Genomic DNA, 18,604 nt, shown 5'->3' with positions numbered 1-18,604 from the left:
ACAACGCGCAGCGAATTATAATGCGGCAAATGGAAACTCCTACCCAATTCGTCCAGTGGCTGCGCTCGGTCGCGCCGTATATTCATGCGTTCGGTGGCAAGACCTTCGTGGTCGCCTTCCCGGGCGAACTGGTCGCCGCCGGCGCCTTGCCGGTGCTGGCGCAAGACCTGTCGCTGCTGGTCGGCCTAGGCATCCGCATCGTGCTGGTGCACGGTTCGCGGCCGCAGGTGGCCGAACAGCTGGCATTGCGTAACGTCGAGGGCCGCTTCCACGACGGGGTGCGCATCACCGACACCGCCGCGCTGGAATGCGCCAAGGAAGCCGCCGGCGAACTGCGCCTCGACATCGAGGCCGCCTTCAGCCAGGGCTTGCCCAACACGCCGATGTCGAACGCCCAGATCAGCATCGTCTCGGGCAACTTCGTGGTCGCCCGCCCGCTGGGCGTGATCGACGGCGTCGACTTCGAACTCACCGGCGTCACCCGCAAGATCGCCGCCGAGAAGATCCACCCGATCCTGCAGACCGAGGACAACCTGGTGCTGCTGTCGCCGCTGGGCTTCTCGCCGACCGGCGAGATCTTCAACCTGACGATGGAAGACGTGGCCGCGTCGGCCGCGATCGCCCTGCATGCCGACAAGCTGATCTTCATCACCGAATCGCCGATGATGACGGACGCCGGCGGCGCCGAGTTGCGCGAGCTGTCGTCGCACATGGCCGAAGCCGTGCTGCAGGCCGGATTCCTCTCGGACCCGGCCGCGTTCTACATGCAGCACGCGATCAAGGCCTGCAACGCCGGCGTCGACCGCGCCCACATCATCCCCTACGAGATGGACGGTTCGGCCCTGCTCGAGGTGTTCACCCACGACGGCGTGGGCACCATGATCAGCCACGAGAACCTGGAAAGCCTGCGCCAGGCCACAATTGAGGACGTCGGCGGAATTATCAAGCTCATCGAACCGCTGGAAGCCGACGGCACCCTGGTGTACCGCGGCCGCGAACTGATCGAGCGCGAGATCGACCAGTTCTCGGTGATCGACCACGACGGGGTGATCTTCGGCTGCGCGGCGCTGTATCCCTTCCCCGAAGCGAAGATGGGCGAGATGGCCTGCCTGACGGTGAGCCAGGACGCGCAAACCCAGGGCGACGGCGAGCGCATTTTAAAGCACATGGAAAACCGCGCCCGCGCGGCAGGATTGACCAAGCTGTTCGTGCTGACCACGCGCACTTCGCACTGGTTCAAGAAGCGCGGCTTCGTGCCGGCCACCGTGGACGATCTGCCAAAAGACCGGCAACACATGTACAACTGGCAGCGCCGGTCACAGGTACTGATCAAGACCTTATAATAGCGGTCTTACCCGGAAAACGCACACAGGAGTACACGATGGCCCGCACCGTCCACTGCATCAAACTGAACAAGGAAGCCGAAGGGCTCGATTTCCCGCCGGTCCCAGGCGAGATGGGCAAGAAGCTGTACATGTCGGTCTCGAAAGAGGCCTGGCAGGGATGGCTCAAGCATCAGACGATGCTGATCAATGAAAATCGCCTGAACCTGGCCGACGACCGCGCGCGCAAATACCTGGCGACGCAGATGGAAAAGCACTTCTTCGGCGAAGGCGCCGACCAGGCGATGGGTTACGTGCCGCCGACCGCCTGATCGACCCAGCACCACTGCACTCAAAAACGTCATTCCCGCGCAGGCGGGAATCCAAGGCATCAGCAAACCACTTGATTCAAACATAGTGGAACGCTGGCAAACTTGGATTCCCGCCTTCGCGGGAATGACGTTTTTGGGCTGCGTGAATGAGGTTTCTGGGCCGCGGGTCGCGCGTTGTTGGGCCGCGGGTCGACCTTGTCGGGCCGCGGATTTACATCTTGCGGCACTGGCGCAACTCGCAGCGCGCCATGAACACCTTGCCGTTTTCGCACTGCATCCGGTAGACCTCGATCGGCCCCGGCTCCGTAATGAGGCCGGCGCCCTGCGCGCTGGTGCAGGCCGCGGCCTTGGCCAGCTGCTCGACCGTGTTCGACGACACGCCCACCTTGAACGGCACGCGCTGGATCTCGACCGCATCAAGCGGCGCCGTCACCGCTGCCGGTTCCGACAAATCCACCCGGCTGCCAAATACCGAACAGCCGCCCAGCAGCACCGCCGCCACGATCCACGCGCGCTTCATGGCCGCTCCTCGCCTAGAGCGACAAGGTCTTGACGCCTTCCGCCGTGCCCAGCAGGCAGACGTTGGCGCCGGCCTTGGCGAACAGGCCCACGGCGATCACGCCGGTGATCTGGTTGATCTGCTCTTCGAGCGCCACCGGGTCGGTGATCGACAGGCCGGCCACGTCGATCAGCTCACCGCCGTTGTCGGTGATGTAAGGCTGGTCGGTGCCGGGCTTGAGGCGCAGCTTCGGCTGGCCGCCAAGCGCCGCCAGCTTGCGCATCACGACGGCGCGCGCCATCGGGATCACTTCGACCGGCAGCGGGAATTTGCCGAGCGTGTCGACCAGCTTCGAACCGTCGGCGATGCACACGAATTTCTGCGACACCGAGGCCACGATCTTCTCGCGCGTGAGCGCCGCGCCGCCACCCTTGATCATCGCGCCTTGCGCATCGATCTCGTCGGCGCCGTCGATGTACACCGCCATCGACTCGACCTCGTTCAGGTCGAACACCGGGATGCCGTGGCCGCGCAGGCGGCTTGCCGTCGCTTCGGACGAGGCCACGGTGCCCTTGATGCGGTCCTTGATTTTCGCCAGTTCGTCGATGAAGAAGTTGGCCGTCGAGCCGGTGCCGACGCCGATGATTTCGCCGTCGACCACGTAGTCGATGGCGGCGCGCGCCACTGCTTGCTTGAGTTCGTCTTGAGTCATGATGCGGTTGGTAGAAAGAAAGGAATCCGTCATTTTAGCGGATTGCCGCGCTCTTTCTGCCAAAACGTCATCCCCGCGAAGGCGGGGACCCAAGCATATCCCGCTCAGCGGGAGTTCAATTTCACATATGCATGCCATGTTCATGCAATCTGCATTTGCTAATCTTGTAACGAGGCATCACACTCGTCTTTTTAGTCGCAGTCCGTTTCAGTGGGAACCAATGAAAATCTTTACTAAGAAACGCATCGTCATCGCTACCGCCATCCTCATCGCCGTCGCGATAGCTGCGGTAATGTTCAAGCCCAAAGACAATGTGGTGCCGCCGTCGAAATACCGCAGCACCGCGGTCGACCGCGGCGCCATCAACCAGACCGTGACCGCCACCGGCACCATCAACCCGGTCGCGCTGATCAATGTGGGTTCGCAGGTCTCGGGCACCGTGGCCGAGCTGCATGCCGACTTCAACGACCGGGTCAAGAAGGGCCAGGTGCTGCTCAAGCTCGAGCCGACCATCTTCAACGCCCAGGTGGCGCAGGCCGAGGCCAATATCGCCTCGGCGCGCGCCAGCCTGCGCCTGACCCAGGCCACCTTCCAGCGCAACGAGCAGCTGGTGGCGCAGAACTTCGTCTCCAGCCTGGCGCTCGACCAGTCGCGGCGCGAGATGGACGTCGCCGCCGCCAACCTCAAGCTGGCCCAGGCCCAGCTCGACCGCGCGCGCGCGGACCTGAACAATAGCGTGATCCGCTCGCCGATCGACGGCGTGATCATCAAGCGCACGATCGACCTGGGCCAGACCGTGGCGGCCTCGTTCACCACGCCGAACCTGTTCCAGATCGCCAACGACCTGACCAAGATGCAGATCGACACCAGCGTGTCGGAAGCCGACGTCGGCCAGCTGCGCGACGGCCTGCCGGCGCGCTTCGTGGTCGACGCCTATCCCGACCGCGAATTCAACGCCACCATGCGCCAGTTCCGCCTGGCGCCGAACGTGGTGCAGAACGTCGTCACCTATAACGTCGTGCTCGACGTCGACAACACGGACGAACTGCTCAAGCCCGGCATGACGGCCCAGGTGCGGCTGGTGGTGGCGAACCGCGCGGACGTGCTGCGCATCCCGACCACGGCGCTGCGTTTCCGCCTGTCCGAAGAAGAGCAGGCGGCCGAACGCAAGCAGGACAAGGCAGGCACCAAGGACGTGAAACAGGTCGCCGCCAAGCCTGCGCCGGCCGCCACGCCTGACGACGACGTCGCCTTCCGCAGCGCCAGCGAAACTGCGCGCATGTTCAAGATTTATAAACTCGATGCGATGAACCAGCCGCAACCGGTCGACATCCGCGCCGGCCTGTCCAACTTCCGCTATACCGAGGTGCTGGCGGGCGACCTGAAACCGGGCGACCGCGTGGTGACCCGCGCGCTGGCCGCGCCGGAGAACCAATGACCGGCCCGCTGATCGATATCCGCGGCGTCACCAAGACCTATGTCAGCGGCAGCGTCGAGACCCCGGTGCTGCACGGCGTCGACCTGGTGGTGGAACGGGGCGACTTCGTCTCGATCATGGGCGCCTCGGGTTCGGGCAAGTCGACCCTGATGAACATCCTCGGCTGCCTCGACCAGGCGACCGGCGGCACTTACCTGCTCGACGGCGTCGACACGCGCACGCTCGGACGCCCGGCGCTGGCCGACATCCGCAACCGCAAGATCGGCTTCGTGTTCCAGAGTTTTAACCTCATCAAGCGCATGTCGCTGGCGGAAAACGTCGCCCTGCCCCTGATCTATGGCGGCGTGGGCCGCGGCAAGGCGCACGAGCGCGCGCTGGCCGAACTGGAACGGGTAGGCCTGGGAGGCTTTTCCACGCGCACGCCGAACCAGCTGTCGGGCGGCCAGCAGCAGCGCGTCGCGATCGCGCGCGCGCTGGCGACCGATCCGCCGCTCTTGCTGGCCGACGAGCCGACCGGCAATCTCGACACCCAGACCAGCGACGACATCATGAACAGCTTCCGGCAACTGAACGTCGACCGCGGCATCACCATCGTGCTGGTGACGCACGAACCGGACATCGCGGCCGTCAGCCGCCGCCTGGTGCGCCTCAAGGATGGCCGGGTGCTGTACGACGGGCCGGCCGCCGACGGCCTGCGCCAGTTCGCCCCGAGCCAGGCGGGAGTCGCGCCATGAATCCGATCCAGATCCTGGTCGAGTCGCTGCGCTCGATGGCCGCCAACCGACTGCGCACGGCGCTGACCATGCTCGGCATCGTGATCGGCATCGCCTCGGTGGTGCTGCTGCTGGCGCTGGGCGACAGCATGCAGCGCTTCATCGGCAAGCAGCTCGAGATGCTGGGCACGAATATGGTGTACGTGATGCCGGGAGGCGATCGCACCGCGGCCCAGCGCGCCCGCGAAGGCAAGGTGGCAGTGCTGACCCTGGACGACGCGGCGGCCCTGAATGCCCTGCCCAGCCTGACCGGCGCCGCGCCCGCGCTGCAGGGCAGCTTCAAGGTCAGCGCCGGCAGCGAGAACCTGAGCAGCACCGTGATCGGCGTGACGCCGGCCATGTTCACGATCCGTAACTGGAAGGTCGACCAGGGCTCGCTGTTCGGCGAGGCCGACGTGCGCGCCAGCGCGCGCCTGGTGGTGATCGGCCAGAAGGTCGCCGACCAGTTCTTCTACCGCGCCGATCCGCTCGGGCGCTTCCTGCGCATCGAGAACGTGTCGTTCCAGGTGGTCGGCGTGCTGGCCGGCGAGGGCCGCCAGAGCGACGGCACCGAGCTGTCGGAACTGATCCTGGTGCCGATCACGGCGGCCAGCGCCCACCTGGTCAAGTCGCCGTTCCCGCAGAACGTCCACTACATCAACGCCCAGGGCCGGCCCGACATGTCGATGAACGAGGCGATCGAAGACATCAAGGAAGTGCTGCGCGACCGCCACCGGATCCGGGTCGACGATCCGGACGACTTCAGGGTGCAGAACCTGAACACGATCGTCGAGACGACCAACAAGATCACTACCGGCATCTCGCTGCTGCTCGGCCTGATCGGCGCGATCTCGCTGCTGGTGGGCGGGATCGGCATCATGAACATCATGCTGGTGTCGGTGACGGAAAGGACGCGCGAGATCGGCATCCGGATGGCGATCGGGGCCCGGCCCAACGCCGTGCTGCTGCAGTTCCTGGCCGAGGCGGTGGTGATCTGCCTGGCCGGGGGCCTGGTCGGGATCGCGATCGCGGCCGGCGGCGCGGCGCTGATCACGGCCTTCGGCGGCGGCGACTTCGAGGTCTATCTCACCCTGTCGGGCATCCTGGTGGCCTGCGGGTTCTCGACCGCGGTCGGGGTGTTCTTCGGCTTCTATCCGGCGCGGCGCGCGTCGCGGCTGCTGCCGGTCGACTGCCTGCGCTACGAGTGATACCGGGGCGCCATCGGCGCCCCGCGCTTAGAATCCCTTCCAGTAATCGACGAAGCCTGCCTTGTAGATCAGGTAGTCGGTCTGGATCTCGCGGTTGATCGCCGCCACCGCCGCCTCGAGCCGGTCGAGCTGCGGATGATCCTTCTTGAACAGGAACCAGCTCTTGGCCTGCGGGCAGTAGATCGACGCCGCGTAACCCCACTGCGCCATCAGCAGCGTCATGCTGCGATTGGTGTGAAAGGCGGTGTGCACCATCGGCGTCAGGTAGAACCAGTCGGGATCGGGCGGGATGCGCTCGCAGATCACGGTGTGCAGCATCAGCACGCCGTCGTCCGCGACCAGGCGGTTCACTTCGTCGAGCGCTTCACGGTCGAGCACGTGCTCGAACATGGCGCTGTTGATCACCAGTCCATATTTGCCGAGCGCGTCTTCCTCGACGTAGCGGATGCCCGGCGCCGGATTGCGCACATAGCGGTCGAAGGTGTTGATCTGTTTTCCGAAATACTTGCCCAGGAATTGGGCGAGCGTGGCATAACCGGCCGCGTAGTCCAGCGTATCGTCGAGGCGGACGATGCCATTACGGTCCAGCATGGCCAGCGTCAGGCCCTGGTTCGCATACGGCGGCTGGTTGGTCAGCTTCGGCGTGGCCGGGTTTTCGTAGTGGTGGTGCCAGCTGCTGTTGAGGCTGGACCACAATTCCCTCGGCATGGCGCGATGGGTTTCGGACAGCACGAAGCCGCAGCAGGTGCACTTCGCATAGTCCACCGTCAACGGCGAGGTGAACGGGCTGCCGGGATAGACCGGGTAGGTCTTGGAAAAATAATAGCCTGTTGGGGAATCGCAGATCATGCAATTCGGATAGCGATCGTGATCAGCCACTGCCAGCTCCAGTCCAGGAAAAGTTGGTCGACAAGCGATGGTAGCAGTCCAGTTTCTCTGCAGAAACAACTATAAGGTAATCAATTGTCGCCGGACAGTTACTGGTCGTCGGCGGCCTTGCCCCCGCGCCGCCGGGGCCTGGCCGGCGCCGCTTGCTGCCCATCTGGCTCCGGCTCCGGCGCATGCGTATGCGTCGACATGATCGTCTGCATCTGTTCCTCATCCGCACTCGACATCACGGTCAGCACCTCGGCCTCGTCGCAGCCTTCCGGCGCCAGGTAGGCATGCCCCATGCTCGAGTCGAAATAGATCGACTGCCCTTCCTTTAACACCACGGGGTCGTAGAACTCGCTGTGCAGCACCACGGCGCCCTTGAGCACATAGGTGAATTCCTCGCCCGAGTGATGCACCAGTTGCCCAAACTGCTTGACCGACTTGGCGCGGATGCGCGCGATCACCGGGATCATGCGCTTGCGGCGCAGCTCGGCGCACAGGTAGTGGTAGTCGTAATTGGGCGTCTCTACCCGCACCGCGCTGGCCAGGTCGCCCAGGCTGCGGCGCGCCGTGACCGGCGGCTCGACGTCGGGCTCTTCGGCGAACAGCTCCGACATGCGCATGCCCAGCTTTTGGCTCAGCTGGTACAGCTTGTCGTAGCTCAGCGTCAGCTGGCCGTGCTCGACCTTCGACAGGGTCGACACCGGAATCCCGCTCTTCACGCTCATTTCCTTCAGCGTCCAGCCCTGGCGGCTGCGCAGGCTGCGAATCAATGCTCCGAGTGTTGGTGAATCAGTAGCCATAGAAGAATTTTTTATATGTTGACATAATCTCTGATGAGGTAGATATTTCTCCAATCAGAGAAAAATAACTCGGATCAAGCTTTATTTTATAGGTTGGCCCGGCCGATCGCAATCGACCGAACGTACAGGGAGAGAGAGACTCGATGAAAATAGTGAAGATACTGTTGATGAGCATGCTGTGCTGGAGCGCCGCTGCCGGCGCCCAGCAAGCCACGCAAACACCGACCTTGCCGCCAGCGCCGATCGCGCCCGGCCCGTTGGCAAAAAACCCGTCCGACACACCGCAGACCGCCGTCCAGTCGCCGGGCGCCAATGGCCAGCGCACCCTCGACAAGGTCGATCTCGACACCTGGCTCGACGGCTACATGCCGTTCGCGCTCAATACGAGCGACATCCCGGGCGCGGTGGTGGTCGTGGTCAAGGATGGCAAGGTGCTGAGCGCGCGCGGCTTCGGCTACTCGGACGTCGAGAAGCGCACCCCGGTCGACGGCGAACGCACGCTGTTCCGTCCCGGTTCGGTCTCCAAGCTGGTGACCTGGACCGCCGTCATGCAACTGGTCGAACAGGGCAAGATCGACCTCGACGCCGACGTCAACACCTACCTCGACTTCAAGATCCCCGAGCGCGCCGGCAAGCCGGTGACGATGCGCGAGATCATGACCCATACCGCCGGCTTCGAAGAGTCGGTCAAGTACCTGATCGTCTACGACAAGGACAAGGCCAGGCCGCTGGGCGAACTGCTCAAGGCGCGCATCCCCGAGCGCATCTTCGACGCCGGCGCCACGCCCGCGTATTCGAACTACGCCACCTCGCTGGCAGGCTACGTGGTCGAGCGGGTGTCGGGCATGCCGTTCAACGACTACGTCGAACAAAACATCTTCGCGCCGCTGGACATGCGCACCGCCACCTTCCGCCAGCCGCTGCCGGCCGCGCTCGAGCCGCTGATGTCGCAGGGCTACAGCAAGCCCGGCCAGCCTTCGCTCGGCTTCGAGATCGTCAACTCGGCCCCGGCCGGCTCGCTCACGGCCAGTGGCCGCGACATGGCCAACTTCATGATTGCCCACTTGCAGGGCGGTGAATTCAATGGCCAGCGCATCCTGTCCGCCGCCACCGCGAAGACGATGCACGACAGCCCACTGGACAAGATCGCCAAGTCCTCGCTGCTGCCGCCGCTGAACCGCATGGAGCTCGGCTTCTTCGAAACCAATGTGAATGGCCGCAACGTGATCGCCCACCTGGGCGACACCGAAGGCTTCCACAGCTCGCTGCACCTGTACATGGGCGACGGCGTCGGCCTGTACCTGTCGGTCAACAGCGGCGGCCGCGCCGGCGCCTCCAATACCCTGCGCAGCGCCCTGTTCCAGGACTTCTCGGACCGCTACTTCCCCACCACCCTGCCGCCTGATGGCAAGGTGCCGGAAGCCGAAGCGAAGCAGCATGCGCAGATGATGGTCGGCTCGTGGGAAAGCACGCGCCGCTCCGAATCGAATTTCTTCGCCGTGTTCGGCCTGCTCGGCCAGGTGAAGGTCACGCTCGACGACAAAGGCAACCTGGTCGTGCCGGCCCTGCTCGGCCCCAATGGCCGTCCGCGCGAGTGGGTCGAGATCTCTCCCTTCGTGTGGCGCGACAAGAATGGCGAGGACCGTCTCGCGGCCCAACTGCAAAACGGCGAGGTCGTGCGCTGGAGCATGGACTTCATGTCGCCCTTCATGGTGTTCGACCGCGTCCCGGCCGGCAAGAATGGCGCCTGGCTGATCCCGGCCGCCTGCGTCGCGATCGCGGTCCTGCTGTTCGCCGTGCTGGCAATGCCGGCCGGCTGGATCGTGCGCCGCCGCTACAAGCTGCAGCACACGCTCGACCAGCCTGCGCGCCAGGCGGCGCTGGCCACGCGCTTGAGCGCGCTGGCGATCCTGGCGGTGCTGGCCGGCTGGGGCGGCATCATCGCCGCCTTCGAGGCGACTCTTGAAAACGCGACGTCGCCGCTCGACCCGTGGCTGTGGATCCTGCAGATCGGCGGCCTGCTGGCCTTCGTCGCCGCGCTGGTCGCTGGCGCGCGCAACCTGCAGCTGGCATTCAGGGAGAGCGGCCGCCTGCGCAAGGTGTGGAGCGTGCTGTTCCTGCTGTCGGCGCTGCTGCTGGCCTATATCGCCCTTCGTTTCAGCCTCCTTTCCATGACGGTGAATTACTGATGACACGCTTGAACATGTCGGTCACGACCGAAAAAATGCGGCTCTCGAAGCCATTCCGTATCTCGGGCTATGTATTCGAGGCCTTCGACGTGGTGGTGGTCACGCTGGACGATGGCCAGCATCGCGGCCGCGGCGAAGCCGGCGGCGTCTATTACCTGCGCGACGATGCGGCGCACATGCTGTCGGTACTGGACAAGGCGCATGACGCCATCGCCGCCGGTCCCAGCCGCGAAGAACTGCGCAGCATCCTGCCGCCGGGCGGCGCGCGCAATGCGGTCGACTGCGCGCTGTGGGAGCTCGAAGCGGCGCGCGCCGGCGTCCCGGTGTGGCAGTTGGCCGGCCAGGCCGCGCCCAAGCCGCTACGCACCACCTTCACCCTCGGAGCCGACGATCCGGCCGTGATGGCCGACACGGCGCGCGGACATGCCCAGGCGCGCTCGATCAAGATCAAGCTGACCGGCGACCTCGATCTCGACCTGGCGCGGGTGGCGGCGGTGCGCGCCGCGCGGCCCGACGCCTGGCTCGGCGTGGACGGCAACCAGGGCTTCGTGGCAGGCCAGCTCGACGCCCTGATCGCCGGCCTGCTGGCCCAGGACGTCGGCCTGCTCGAGCAGCCGCTGGCGCGCGGCCGCGAGGCCGACCTGCAGGGCCTGCGCTCGCCAATCCCGCTGGCCGGCGACGAGAGCATCCTGTCCCTCGCCGACGTGGCGCCGTCCGTCGGCCGTTACGACGTGGTCAACATCAAGCTCGACAAATGCGGCGGCCTGACCGAAGGCCTCCTGATGGCGCAGGAGGCGCGCCGCCTCGGCATGGGCGTCATGGTCGGCAATATGGGCGGCTCGAGCCTGGCGATGGGCCCGAGCTTCGTGCTGGGCCAGGTGTGCGACATCGTCGACCTGGACGGCCCGATCTTCCTGGCCAACGACCGCCAGCCCGGCGTCGAGTACGTCGACGGCAACGTCTGGTCCGGTCCCGAGGTCTGGGGCGGCGGCGCATGAAGACCAGCGCCGGCACCCAGCCGACCTGGTTCGGCCATCCGCGCGGGCTGACGATCCTGTTCCTCACCAATATGTGGGAACAGTTCTCGTACTACGGCATGCGCGCGCTGCTGGTCTATTTCATGACCAAGGAGCTGCTGCTGGCGCAGGCCCAGGCCTCGTTCATCTACGGCGCCTACACCGCCGCGGCCTATTTCACGCCGATCCTGGGCGGGGTGCTGGCCGACCGCTGGCTCGGCAAGCGGCGCGCCATCGTGATCGGCGCCTCGATCATGGCGGCCGGCCACTTCATGATGGCCTTCGACGCCTTCTTCTACGTGGCGCTGGCCACCATCGCGCTGGGCAACGGCCTGTTCCTGCCGACCTTGCCGAGCCAGGTCGGCGACCTGTATGCGCGCAGCGATGCGCGGCGCGGCTGGGCGTTCAACGTCTACTACGTCGGCATCAATATCGGCGGCTTCCTGGCCCCGCTCATCTGCGGCACGGTGGGCGAGCTGTATGGCTGGCACTACGGCTTCGGCCTCGCCGGCATCGGCATGGTGCTGGGCCTGGTCATCTACATCGCCGGCCAGCGCTACCTGCCGCCCGAAGCGCCGCGCAATGCCCAGGCCATGCAGGCGATCGATGACGGCGCGCCGCGCAGCCTGGGCCGCGAGACGGTACTGGTCCTGCTCGGCATCGGCCTGGCGGTGACGGTATTCCGCGCCGCCTACGAGCAGGTCGGCAACACGGTGGCGCTGTGGGCCGACAGCGGCGTCGACCGCAGCGTGGGCGACTGGACCATCCCGATGACCTGGTTCCAGTCGCTGAACCCGCTGTTCGTGATGCTGCTCACGCCGCCGCTGCTGGCCTACTGGCACCGGCGCGCGGCGGCCGGCGTCGACCAGGCGCCGCTGCGGCGCATGGCCTGCGGCGCGCTGATCGTGGCCGGCGCCTACCTGCTGCTGGCAATGGTGGGCTGGAACGCCGGCGGCTCAGTCACCGGCTGGATCTGGCTGGTGCTGTTCTTCCTGGTGCTGACGGTCGGCGAGCTGTTCATCCTGCCCACCGGCCTGGGGCTGTTCGCCCGGCTGGCGCCGCGCCACCTGGGCAGCACCACGGTCGCGGCCTGGTTCCTGGTCACCTTCGCCGGCAGCCTGTCGGCCGGCCTGGTGGGCGGGCTGTGGAGCCGCTTCGCTCCCGGCGCCTTCTTTGCCCTGCTGGCGCTGCTCGCCACCATCGCCGCCGCCCTGCTGTGGCGTCTCAACGGTCCGATGCAGCACGCGGACCGGCTGCATGCCGGCGGCCTGGCCGCCGGCGCCAACGCTTGATGTTCCTGAAACGATAACGAAAAATCGGAGAGATACACATGGCATTTCCCACGCCAAAAGCTGCAGGCAAAATCGTACTGACTTCCATGGCGCTGGCGGTAGCAGGCGCCTTCCCTGGCACATTCGCGAGCGCCCATGCGGCCGGCCAGGACGCATCGCGTGACGACGTCCAGCAAGTGGTCGTCACGGCTCAGAAGCGCGCCCAGACCATGGTCGACGTGCCCCAATCGATGTCGGTGGTCGGCGGCGACGCCCTGGAAAAACACCAGGCCACCGGCTTCGCCGACTACCTGAAGCTGGTGCCCAGCCTGCAACTGGTGCAGGAAACGCCCGGCGCCGGCCGGTTGGCGGTGCGCGGCATCGACACCGGCGGCGTCGCCTCCACGGTCGCGGTCTACCTGGACGAGACGCCGTTCGGCTCGAGCAGCGGCCTGGCCAACGGCGCGATCCTGGCCGGCGACTTCGACACCTTCGACCTGGCGCGGGTGGAAGTGCTGCGCGGCCCGCAGGGCGCGCTGTACGGCGCCAGCTCGCTCGGCGGCCTGATCAAGTTCGTGACCAATGCGCCGGACTTCGACGGCTTCGCCATGCGCGCCCGCTTCGGCGCCGCCTCGGTCGATGGCGGCGGCGTGTCGTACCGCACCAACCTGGTGGTGAACACGCCGATCAGCGAGACGCTGGCCGCGCGCGCCTCGCTGTCGTACCAGAAGGAACCCGGCTTCATCGACTCGATCGGCACCGCCGGCTCGGATATCGCCAGGGACATCAACAAGTCCAAGAACTACGGCGGCCGCGCCTCGCTACTGTACAAGCCGCACAAGGACTTCGACCTGCGGCTATCGGCGGTGGCGCAGAACATCGCCACCGACGCGCCTGGTGTCGTGGAAAGCGATCCCGACACGCTCGACTCCCTGTACGGCCGCCTGACCCAGTCGCAGTTCGTCCCGCAGATGCGCGACATCCACTACCGCGTCTTCAACGGCACCGCCAACTGGAACCTGGGCAGCGCCAGCCTGACCTCGGCGACCAGCTACAGCACCCAGAAGCAATACCTGCGCGAAGACGTGACCTTCAATATCCGGCCGATCATCGAAGCTAACTTCGGCATGTCCCCCGACCTGTTCATGGGCCAGGAACTGGAGGTCAAGAAGTTCACGCAAGAGCTGCGCCTGAGCTCCAATGGCGGCGGGCGGGTCGACTGGCTGGCCGGCCTGTACTACACCGACGAGGACGCCAACCTTGCCCAGCGCTACCACCCCCTGGTGGCGGGCACGATGACGCCGCAGGACGGCCTGCCGCTGCTGGCCGACATCGGCCTCGGCTCCAATTACCGCGAGGTGGCGGCCTTCGCCAACACCACCATCCACCTGACGCCGGTGTACGACCTCGATATCGGCGGGCGCTACAGCCACAACAAGCAGGACGCGCGCCAGGTGGGCGACGGCGCCCTGGCCGGCGGCCCGGCCGACAACAGCGCCGAGTCGTCGGAAGGCGTGTTCACCTACGCCACCTCGATCAAGCGCAAGTTCAGCGAACGCACCGCCGTGTACGCGCGCGCGGCCAAGGGCTTCCGTCCCGGCGGACCGAACGTGCTGCCGCCCGATGTGCCGGAGGGTACTCCGACCACCTATGGTTCGGACAGCGTGATGAGCTACGAGGCCGGCCTCAAGACCCAGAGCCAGGATGGCCGCTGGTCGCTCGACCTGTCGGCCTTCCACATCAAGTGGAAGGACATCCAGTTGCTGGCGGTGGTGAACAACTTCGGCGTCAACACCAATGGCATCGGCGCGACCGCCGACGGCGCCGAGTTCACCGCGACCTACCGTCCGCTGCGCGGCCTGCGCCTGTCGGGCAACGCCGTCTGGAGCAATGCGCGCCTGGACGACGCCACCGAGACCATCGTCGGCGGCTTCAAGGGCGACCGCCTGCCGTTCTCGCCGCGCTACACGGCCGCGCTGATGGCCGACTACCGCTGGACCATCGGCGACACCACGCCCGCCTTCGCCGGCGCCTCGGTGCGGCGCATGTCCGGCCAGTACGGCGCCTTCAACTACGACTACCGCGTCGCCAACGGGCGCCAGCGCGAGGTCCCGTCGTACAACGTGGTCGACGCTTATGCCGGCCTCGAACTGGGCAACTGGACGGTCGAGGTGTTCGGCAAGAACCTGGGCAATAGCGACGGCCGACTGTCGACCGGCGTGGTGATCGCGAACGGCGGCCTGGTCAACCCCAACGGCGCCATCGGCACCGGCGTGATCGCGCCGCGCACCATCGGTTTCACCTTGACCCGGGAGTATTGATGTCAGCAGTTTCGCAAGTATCCGTAGTTGAAAACCAGGCCGTCGGACGCTGCCTGCTGTTCCTGGGCGACGTCACCGAACCGGGTTTCGCCAAGACCGCCTTCGGCCTGCGCGACTGGGCCGGCGAGCGCTGCGTGGGCGAACTGCGCCTGCCGGCCGGCACCGTCTCGCTGGGGCTGCCGCAACTGAATTGCGAGCAGGCGGCGGCGCAAGGCGCCAGCGCGCTGGTGATCGGCGTCGCCGCCGCCGGCGGCGCCATTCCCGACGCCTGGGTGCCGACGCTGGCCGCCGCCCTCGACGCCGGCCTCGACATCGTGTCGGGCATGCACGTGCGCCTGGAGACCATCCCCGCCCTGCGCGACGCCGCAGCAAGGAGCGGCCGGCGCCTGGTCGACGTGCGCACGCCGCCGGCCGACATCCCGATCGCGACCGGCCTGCCGCGCAGCGGGCGCCGCATCCTGACGGTCGGCACCGATTGCGCGCTGGGCAAGAAGTACACGGCGCTCGCCATCAGCCGCGGCCTGGCCGCGCGCGGCCTTGATGTGAGCTTCCGCGCCACCGGCCAGACCGGCATCATGATCGCCGGCAGCGGCATGCCGATCGACGCCGTGGTCTCGGACTTCGTGGCCGGCGCCGCCGAGATCCTGAGCCCGGCCGCCGCGCCCGGCCACGTCGACGTGATCGAGGGCCAGGGTTCGCTGTTCCACCCGGCCTTCGCCGGCGTCTCGCTGGGACTGCTGCACGGCAGCCAGCCGGACATGTTCGTGGTCTGCCACGATCCGCGGCGCGGCCACCTGCTGGGTTATCCTTCGTCACCGCTGCCGTCGATCGAAACCGTGATTGTCCAGACCATTGCGCTGGGGCGGGTGACCAATCCCGCGATCCGCTGCGTGGGGGTGGCGCTCAATACCGGCGGGATGATGCTTGACGAAGCCGAGCGCGAAATCGCCGCCTTTGCGCAGCGCCTGCCGTATCCTGTCGCCGATCCGATGCGCGGCGGCCCCGCCTTCGACCGCCTGCTCGACGCCTGCCAGGAGACTTCATGAGATACGTTTTCACCACCCTGCTGTTGACCCTTGCCTGCGCACCCGCGCTGGCGGCCCCGCCGGCCGGCTTCGAAGCACGCGCCGAGTCGCTGCGCCAGAAGGTCGGCGTGCCGGGCCTGGCGATCGCCATTGTCGAAGACGGCAAGACGACCATGGCGCGCGGCTTCGGCGTGCGCCAGCTGGGCGCGCCAGCGGCGGTCGACGGCGATACGCTATTCCCGACCGGCTCCACCGGCAAGGCGATCACGGTGGCGGCGCTGGCCACGCTGGTCGATGCCGGCAAGATCACCTGGGACGACAAGGTGATCGACCACCTGCCGGGGTTCCAGATGTACGATCCGTGGGTGACGCGCGAGATCACGATCCGCGACCTGCTCACCCACCGCAGCGGCCTTGGCTACGGCGCCGGCGACCTGCTGTTCGTCCCGCGCAGCAAGCTCTCGCGCGCCGAGACCGTGCACCGCGTGCGCTACCTGAAACCGGCGACCAGCTTCCGCAGCACTTATGCCTATTCGAACCTGATGTACGTGGTGGCCGGCCAGTTGATCGAGCAGGTCAGCGGCAAGACCTGGGAAGACTATACCCGCGAGCACGTGCTGCGCCCGGCCGGCATGACGGTGTCGACCACCCATAACGAAGACAACTTCAAGACCGCCAACCGCGCCTATCCGCATGCCCGGATGAATGGCGGCCTGCGCGGCGCCGGCGACCCGGTACGGCTCGACGAGCGCGACGACCTGGGACGCAACGCGGCTCCGGCCGGCGGCGTCGCCAGCAGCGCCAACGACCTGGCGCGCTGGCTGCATACCCAGCTCGGCGCCGGCGCCACGCTTGACGGCAAGCGCATCTTCAGCGCCGAGACGCATGCCCAGATGTGGACCCCGGCGATGTCGATGCCGAGCGGCCCGATGCCGCCCGAGCTCAAGCTGATCGAATCGAAGCTGGCCAGCTATGGCCTGGGCTGGGACCTGATGGACTACCGCGGCGCGCGCATGATCTGGCACGGCGGCGCGGTGTTCGGCTTTTCCACCGCCGTGGTGCTGCTGCCCGAGCAGAAGGTGGGCTTCGCCATCACCATCAACAGCGAGGACGGAGAACTGGTGCGCGGCCTGATGTACGAACTGGCCGACCACTACCTGGGTAAACCACAGGCGGACTGGCCTGCCACCTTCATCGCCTACAAGGCGAAGAAGGTCAAGCAAGGCCTCGAGCTGGTGAAGGCCAAGCAGGCCAAGCCGGTGAAGTCAATGCCCTCGCTGCCGCCCGCGAGCCTGGTGGGAACCTATGCCGATCCCTGGTATGGCAAGCTCGCGATCACCCAGGAAAAGAATGGCTTGCGGGTCGACTTCACGTCGACCCAGCGCATGGCGGGCCGGCTCGAGCACTGGCAGTACGATACCTGGATCACCCGCTTCGACGACGCTGCGCTGGAACCGGCCTACCTCAGCTTCGCCTTCGACAAGGACGGCAAGGTGCAGGGCATCAAGCTGGCCCCGGTCTCGCCGATCGCCGACTTCAGCTGGGATTACGCCGACCTGGACTTCACTCCGACCAAAGCACCTGAATGATATCGACCAAGACCCTCGCCCTCGCCTCCCTGTGCGTCCTCGCCGGCTGCGCCACGCCGCCGGCCGACGATACCCACCGCCGCCTGCTGACGCTCGACGCCCACCTCGACACGCCGGTCCACTTCGGCCGCGAAGGCTGGGACTTCGGCGGGCGCCACGATCCCGCCCAGGAGGTAGCCCAGGTCGACATGGTGCGCATGCTCGAAGGCAGCCTGGATGGCGGCTTCTTCGTCATCTTTACCGACCAGGGGCCACTGACGCCGGAAGGCTATGCGGCGGCGCGCAGCCATGCGCTGGCGCGCTCGAGCCTGATCGACACGACGCTGGCGCGCCATGCCGGCCGCATCGGCCTGGCCATCACGCCTGAAGAAGCACGCCGCCTCGACGCCGCCGGCAAGCTGGTCGCGTTCAAGAGCATCGAGAACAGCTATCCGCTGGGCGAAGACGTGAAAGGGTTAGCTGAATTCCAGCGCCAGGGCGTGCGCCTGGTCGGCATCGTCCACAGCAAGAACAACCAGTTCGCCGATTCGTCGACCGACAAGCCCGCGTGGAACGGCCTGTCGCCGCTGGGCCGAGACTGGGTGCGCGAGATGAACCGGCTGGGCATGGTGATCGACGCCAGCCACGCATCGGACGCCACGGTCGACCAGTTGCTGGCGCTGTCGACGTCTCCGCTGCTGCTGTCGCATTCGAGTTCGCGCACCAGCTTCGACCACCCGCGCAATATCGACGATGCGCGCATCCGCCAGATCGCCGCGGGCGGCGGCGCGGTATGCGCCTCCACCATCTACCTGAGCGAGCTGAAAATGGGACCGCGGCGCGCCGAACTGTTCGACCGGCTGGGCGAGATCGGCACGCTGTCGCCGGCCCAGCAGACCGCGCTGGGCAAGGAATGGCTGGCGCTGGACGCGGTCGAACCGCTGTGGAATACCAGCTTCGAGCAGTACATCGCCTCGCTCAAGCACCTGATCGCCGTGGCCGGCATCGACCACGTGTGCATGGGGGCCGATTTCGATGGCGGCGGCGGCATCGAGGGACTGTCCCAGGTGGCGCATCTGCCGCGCATCACCGCGCGTCTGAAGGCGGATGGCATGTCCGAGCAGGACCTGGCCAAGCTGTGGAGCGGCAATCTGTTGCGGGTGCTGGGGGCTGCCGGGAGAAACGCTAGCAATTAGACAACTCCGATATCGAACAACTATTGGTCGATAATTTTCGTTTATTTTTTCGTTTCCTGTTCGCAACATCATTTGCGAT

At 66.3% G+C, this 18,604-nt stretch carries 16 protein-coding genes; 12 read left to right on the top strand and 4 right to left on the bottom strand.

Going from position 1 to position 18,604, the window contains the following annotated elements:
* Nucleotides 1-29: 29 nt before the first annotated feature.
* Nucleotides 30-1,343, top strand: coding sequence for an amino-acid N-acetyltransferase (gene argA, locus Q9246_RS06510; RefSeq protein ID WP_306396364.1), 1,314 nt, complete (start codon nucleotides 30-32; stop codon nucleotides 1,341-1,343).
* Nucleotides 1,344-1,381: 38 nt separating this feature from the next.
* On the top strand, nucleotides 1,382-1,654 hold the full coding sequence (locus Q9246_RS06505; RefSeq protein WP_306396363.1) for an oxidative damage protection protein: 273 nt from the start codon (nucleotides 1,382-1,384) through the stop codon (nucleotides 1,652-1,654).
* A gap of 211 nt (nucleotides 1,655-1,865) precedes the next feature.
* Here Q9246_RS06505 and Q9246_RS06500 read toward each other — a convergent pair whose 3' ends face one another.
* Together Q9246_RS06500 and rpiA are read right to left on the bottom strand one after the other, a co-directional pair.
* Nucleotides 1,866-2,174 carry a hypothetical protein gene (locus tag Q9246_RS06500; protein WP_306396362.1) on the bottom strand — a complete coding sequence of 103 codons (309 nt, stop codon included), beginning with the start codon at nucleotides 2,172-2,174 and terminating at the stop codon, nucleotides 1,866-1,868.
* A gap of 13 nt (nucleotides 2,175-2,187) precedes the next feature.
* Nucleotides 2,188-2,865, bottom strand: a complete 678-nt coding sequence (gene rpiA / locus Q9246_RS06495) for a ribose-5-phosphate isomerase RpiA (protein WP_306396360.1) — start codon at nucleotides 2,863-2,865, stop codon at nucleotides 2,188-2,190.
* A 220-nt stretch (nucleotides 2,866-3,085) separates the two neighbouring features.
* On the opposite strand from rpiA, the gene Q9246_RS06490 reads away from it, so the two are divergent.
* Genes Q9246_RS06490 through Q9246_RS06480 form a run of 3 tightly spaced genes read left to right on the top strand, consistent with a single transcriptional unit; the run spans nucleotide 3,086 to nucleotide 6,263 of the window.
* Nucleotides 3,086-4,303, top strand: a complete 1,218-nt coding sequence (locus Q9246_RS06490) for an efflux RND transporter periplasmic adaptor subunit (RefSeq protein WP_306396358.1) — start codon at nucleotides 3,086-3,088, stop codon at nucleotides 4,301-4,303.
* Entirely contained in the window at nucleotides 4,300-5,037 is a 738-nt protein-coding gene (locus Q9246_RS06485; RefSeq protein ID WP_306396356.1) for an ABC transporter ATP-binding protein, read from the top strand. The genes Q9246_RS06490 and Q9246_RS06485 overlap by 4 nt, the downstream gene beginning before the upstream one ends.
* The gene (locus Q9246_RS06480) at nucleotides 5,034-6,263 is read left to right on the top strand and encodes an ABC transporter permease (protein ID WP_306396355.1); all 1,230 of its coding nucleotides are present in this window, start codon (nucleotides 5,034-5,036) and stop codon (nucleotides 6,261-6,263) included. Before Q9246_RS06485 ends, Q9246_RS06480 begins: the two co-directional genes overlap by 4 nt.
* 27 nt (nucleotides 6,264-6,290) lie before the next feature.
* On the opposite strand, the gene Q9246_RS06475 is transcribed toward Q9246_RS06480, so the two are convergent.
* Entirely contained in the window at nucleotides 6,291-6,971 is a 681-nt protein-coding gene (locus tag Q9246_RS06475) for a class I SAM-dependent methyltransferase (RefSeq protein ID WP_306398105.1), read from the bottom strand.
* 269 nt (nucleotides 6,972-7,240) lie between these two features.
* Complete coding sequence (locus tag Q9246_RS06470; RefSeq protein ID WP_306396353.1) at nucleotides 7,241-7,939, bottom strand: helix-turn-helix domain-containing protein; 699 nt, start codon at nucleotides 7,937-7,939, stop codon at nucleotides 7,241-7,243.
* Nucleotides 7,940-8,106: 167 nt separating this feature from the next.
* On the opposite strand from Q9246_RS06470, the gene Q9246_RS06465 reads away from it, so the two are divergent.
* Genes Q9246_RS06465 through Q9246_RS06435 form a run of 7 tightly spaced genes read left to right on the top strand, consistent with a single transcriptional unit; the run spans nucleotide 8,107 to nucleotide 18,525 of the window.
* Complete coding sequence (locus tag Q9246_RS06465; RefSeq protein WP_306396351.1) at nucleotides 8,107-10,128, top strand: serine hydrolase; 2,022 nt, start codon at nucleotides 8,107-8,109, stop codon at nucleotides 10,126-10,128.
* Nucleotides 10,128-11,126, top strand: coding sequence for a dipeptide epimerase (locus Q9246_RS06460; RefSeq protein WP_306396350.1), 999 nt, complete (start codon nucleotides 10,128-10,130; stop codon nucleotides 11,124-11,126). The genes Q9246_RS06465 and Q9246_RS06460 overlap by 1 nt, the downstream gene beginning before the upstream one ends.
* Nucleotides 11,123-12,436, top strand: coding sequence for a peptide MFS transporter (locus Q9246_RS06455; RefSeq protein WP_306396348.1), 1,314 nt, complete (start codon nucleotides 11,123-11,125; stop codon nucleotides 12,434-12,436). Before Q9246_RS06460 ends, Q9246_RS06455 begins: the two co-directional genes overlap by 4 nt.
* Nucleotides 12,437-12,474: 38 nt before the next feature.
* Nucleotides 12,475-14,736 carry a TonB-dependent receptor gene (locus Q9246_RS06450; protein WP_306396347.1) on the top strand — a complete coding sequence of 754 codons (2,262 nt, stop codon included), beginning with the start codon at nucleotides 12,475-12,477 and terminating at the stop codon, nucleotides 14,734-14,736.
* Nucleotides 14,736-15,782, top strand: a complete 1,047-nt coding sequence (locus Q9246_RS06445; RefSeq protein ID WP_306396346.1) for an N-acetyltransferase DgcN family protein — start codon at nucleotides 14,736-14,738, stop codon at nucleotides 15,780-15,782. Before Q9246_RS06450 ends, Q9246_RS06445 begins: the two co-directional genes overlap by 1 nt.
* Nucleotides 15,779-17,350 (top strand): serine hydrolase, encoded by a 1,572-nt coding sequence (locus tag Q9246_RS06440; protein ID WP_306396345.1) that lies wholly within the window; start codon nucleotides 15,779-15,781, stop codon nucleotides 17,348-17,350. Before Q9246_RS06445 ends, Q9246_RS06440 begins: the two co-directional genes overlap by 4 nt.
* A complete protein-coding gene (locus tag Q9246_RS06435; RefSeq protein ID WP_306396344.1) occupies nucleotides 17,347-18,525 on the top strand; it encodes a dipeptidase in 1,179 nt (392 codons plus the stop codon). Before Q9246_RS06440 ends, Q9246_RS06435 begins: the two co-directional genes overlap by 4 nt.
* Nucleotides 18,526-18,604: the final 79 nt, after the last annotated feature.

This window comes from Telluria beijingensis (assembly GCF_030770395.1).
Lineage (GTDB): Bacteria > Pseudomonadota > Gammaproteobacteria > Burkholderiales > Burkholderiaceae_D > Telluria > Telluria beijingensis.
Note: the sequence above shows the minus strand (reverse complement) of the source record. Positions and strands in the feature narration are given on the sequence as shown.

Excerpts from the sequence above, each read along its gene's own strand:
- argA (WP_306396364.1), top strand. The coding sequence starts at position 30 with ATGGAAACTCCTACCCAATTCGTCCAGTGGCTGCGCTCGGTCGCGCCG.
- Q9246_RS06505 (WP_306396363.1), top strand. The coding sequence starts at position 1,382 with ATGGCCCGCACCGTCCACTGCATCAAACTGAACAAGGAAGCCGAAGGG.
- Q9246_RS06500 (WP_306396362.1), bottom strand. The coding sequence starts at position 2,174 with ATGAAGCGCGCGTGGATCGTGGCGGCGGTGCTGCTGGGCGGCTGTTCG.
- rpiA (WP_306396360.1), bottom strand. The coding sequence starts at position 2,865 with ATGACTCAAGACGAACTCAAGCAAGCAGTGGCGCGCGCCGCCATCGAC.
- Q9246_RS06490 (WP_306396358.1), top strand. The coding sequence starts at position 3,086 with ATGAAAATCTTTACTAAGAAACGCATCGTCATCGCTACCGCCATCCTC.
- Q9246_RS06485 (WP_306396356.1), top strand. The coding sequence starts at position 4,300 with ATGACCGGCCCGCTGATCGATATCCGCGGCGTCACCAAGACCTATGTC.
- Q9246_RS06480 (WP_306396355.1), top strand. The coding sequence starts at position 5,034 with ATGAATCCGATCCAGATCCTGGTCGAGTCGCTGCGCTCGATGGCCGCC.
- Q9246_RS06475 (WP_306398105.1), bottom strand. The coding sequence starts at position 6,971 with ATGCCGAGGGAATTGTGGTCCAGCCTCAACAGCAGCTGGCACCACCAC.
- Q9246_RS06470 (WP_306396353.1), bottom strand. The coding sequence starts at position 7,939 with ATGGCTACTGATTCACCAACACTCGGAGCATTGATTCGCAGCCTGCGC.
- Q9246_RS06465 (WP_306396351.1), top strand. The coding sequence starts at position 8,107 with ATGAGCATGCTGTGCTGGAGCGCCGCTGCCGGCGCCCAGCAAGCCACG.
- Q9246_RS06460 (WP_306396350.1), top strand. The coding sequence starts at position 10,128 with ATGACACGCTTGAACATGTCGGTCACGACCGAAAAAATGCGGCTCTCG.
- Q9246_RS06455 (WP_306396348.1), top strand. The coding sequence starts at position 11,123 with ATGAAGACCAGCGCCGGCACCCAGCCGACCTGGTTCGGCCATCCGCGC.
- Q9246_RS06450 (WP_306396347.1), top strand. The coding sequence starts at position 12,475 with ATGGCATTTCCCACGCCAAAAGCTGCAGGCAAAATCGTACTGACTTCC.
- Q9246_RS06445 (WP_306396346.1), top strand. The coding sequence starts at position 14,736 with ATGTCAGCAGTTTCGCAAGTATCCGTAGTTGAAAACCAGGCCGTCGGA.
- Q9246_RS06440 (WP_306396345.1), top strand. The coding sequence starts at position 15,779 with ATGAGATACGTTTTCACCACCCTGCTGTTGACCCTTGCCTGCGCACCC.
- Q9246_RS06435 (WP_306396344.1), top strand. The coding sequence starts at position 17,347 with ATGATATCGACCAAGACCCTCGCCCTCGCCTCCCTGTGCGTCCTCGCC.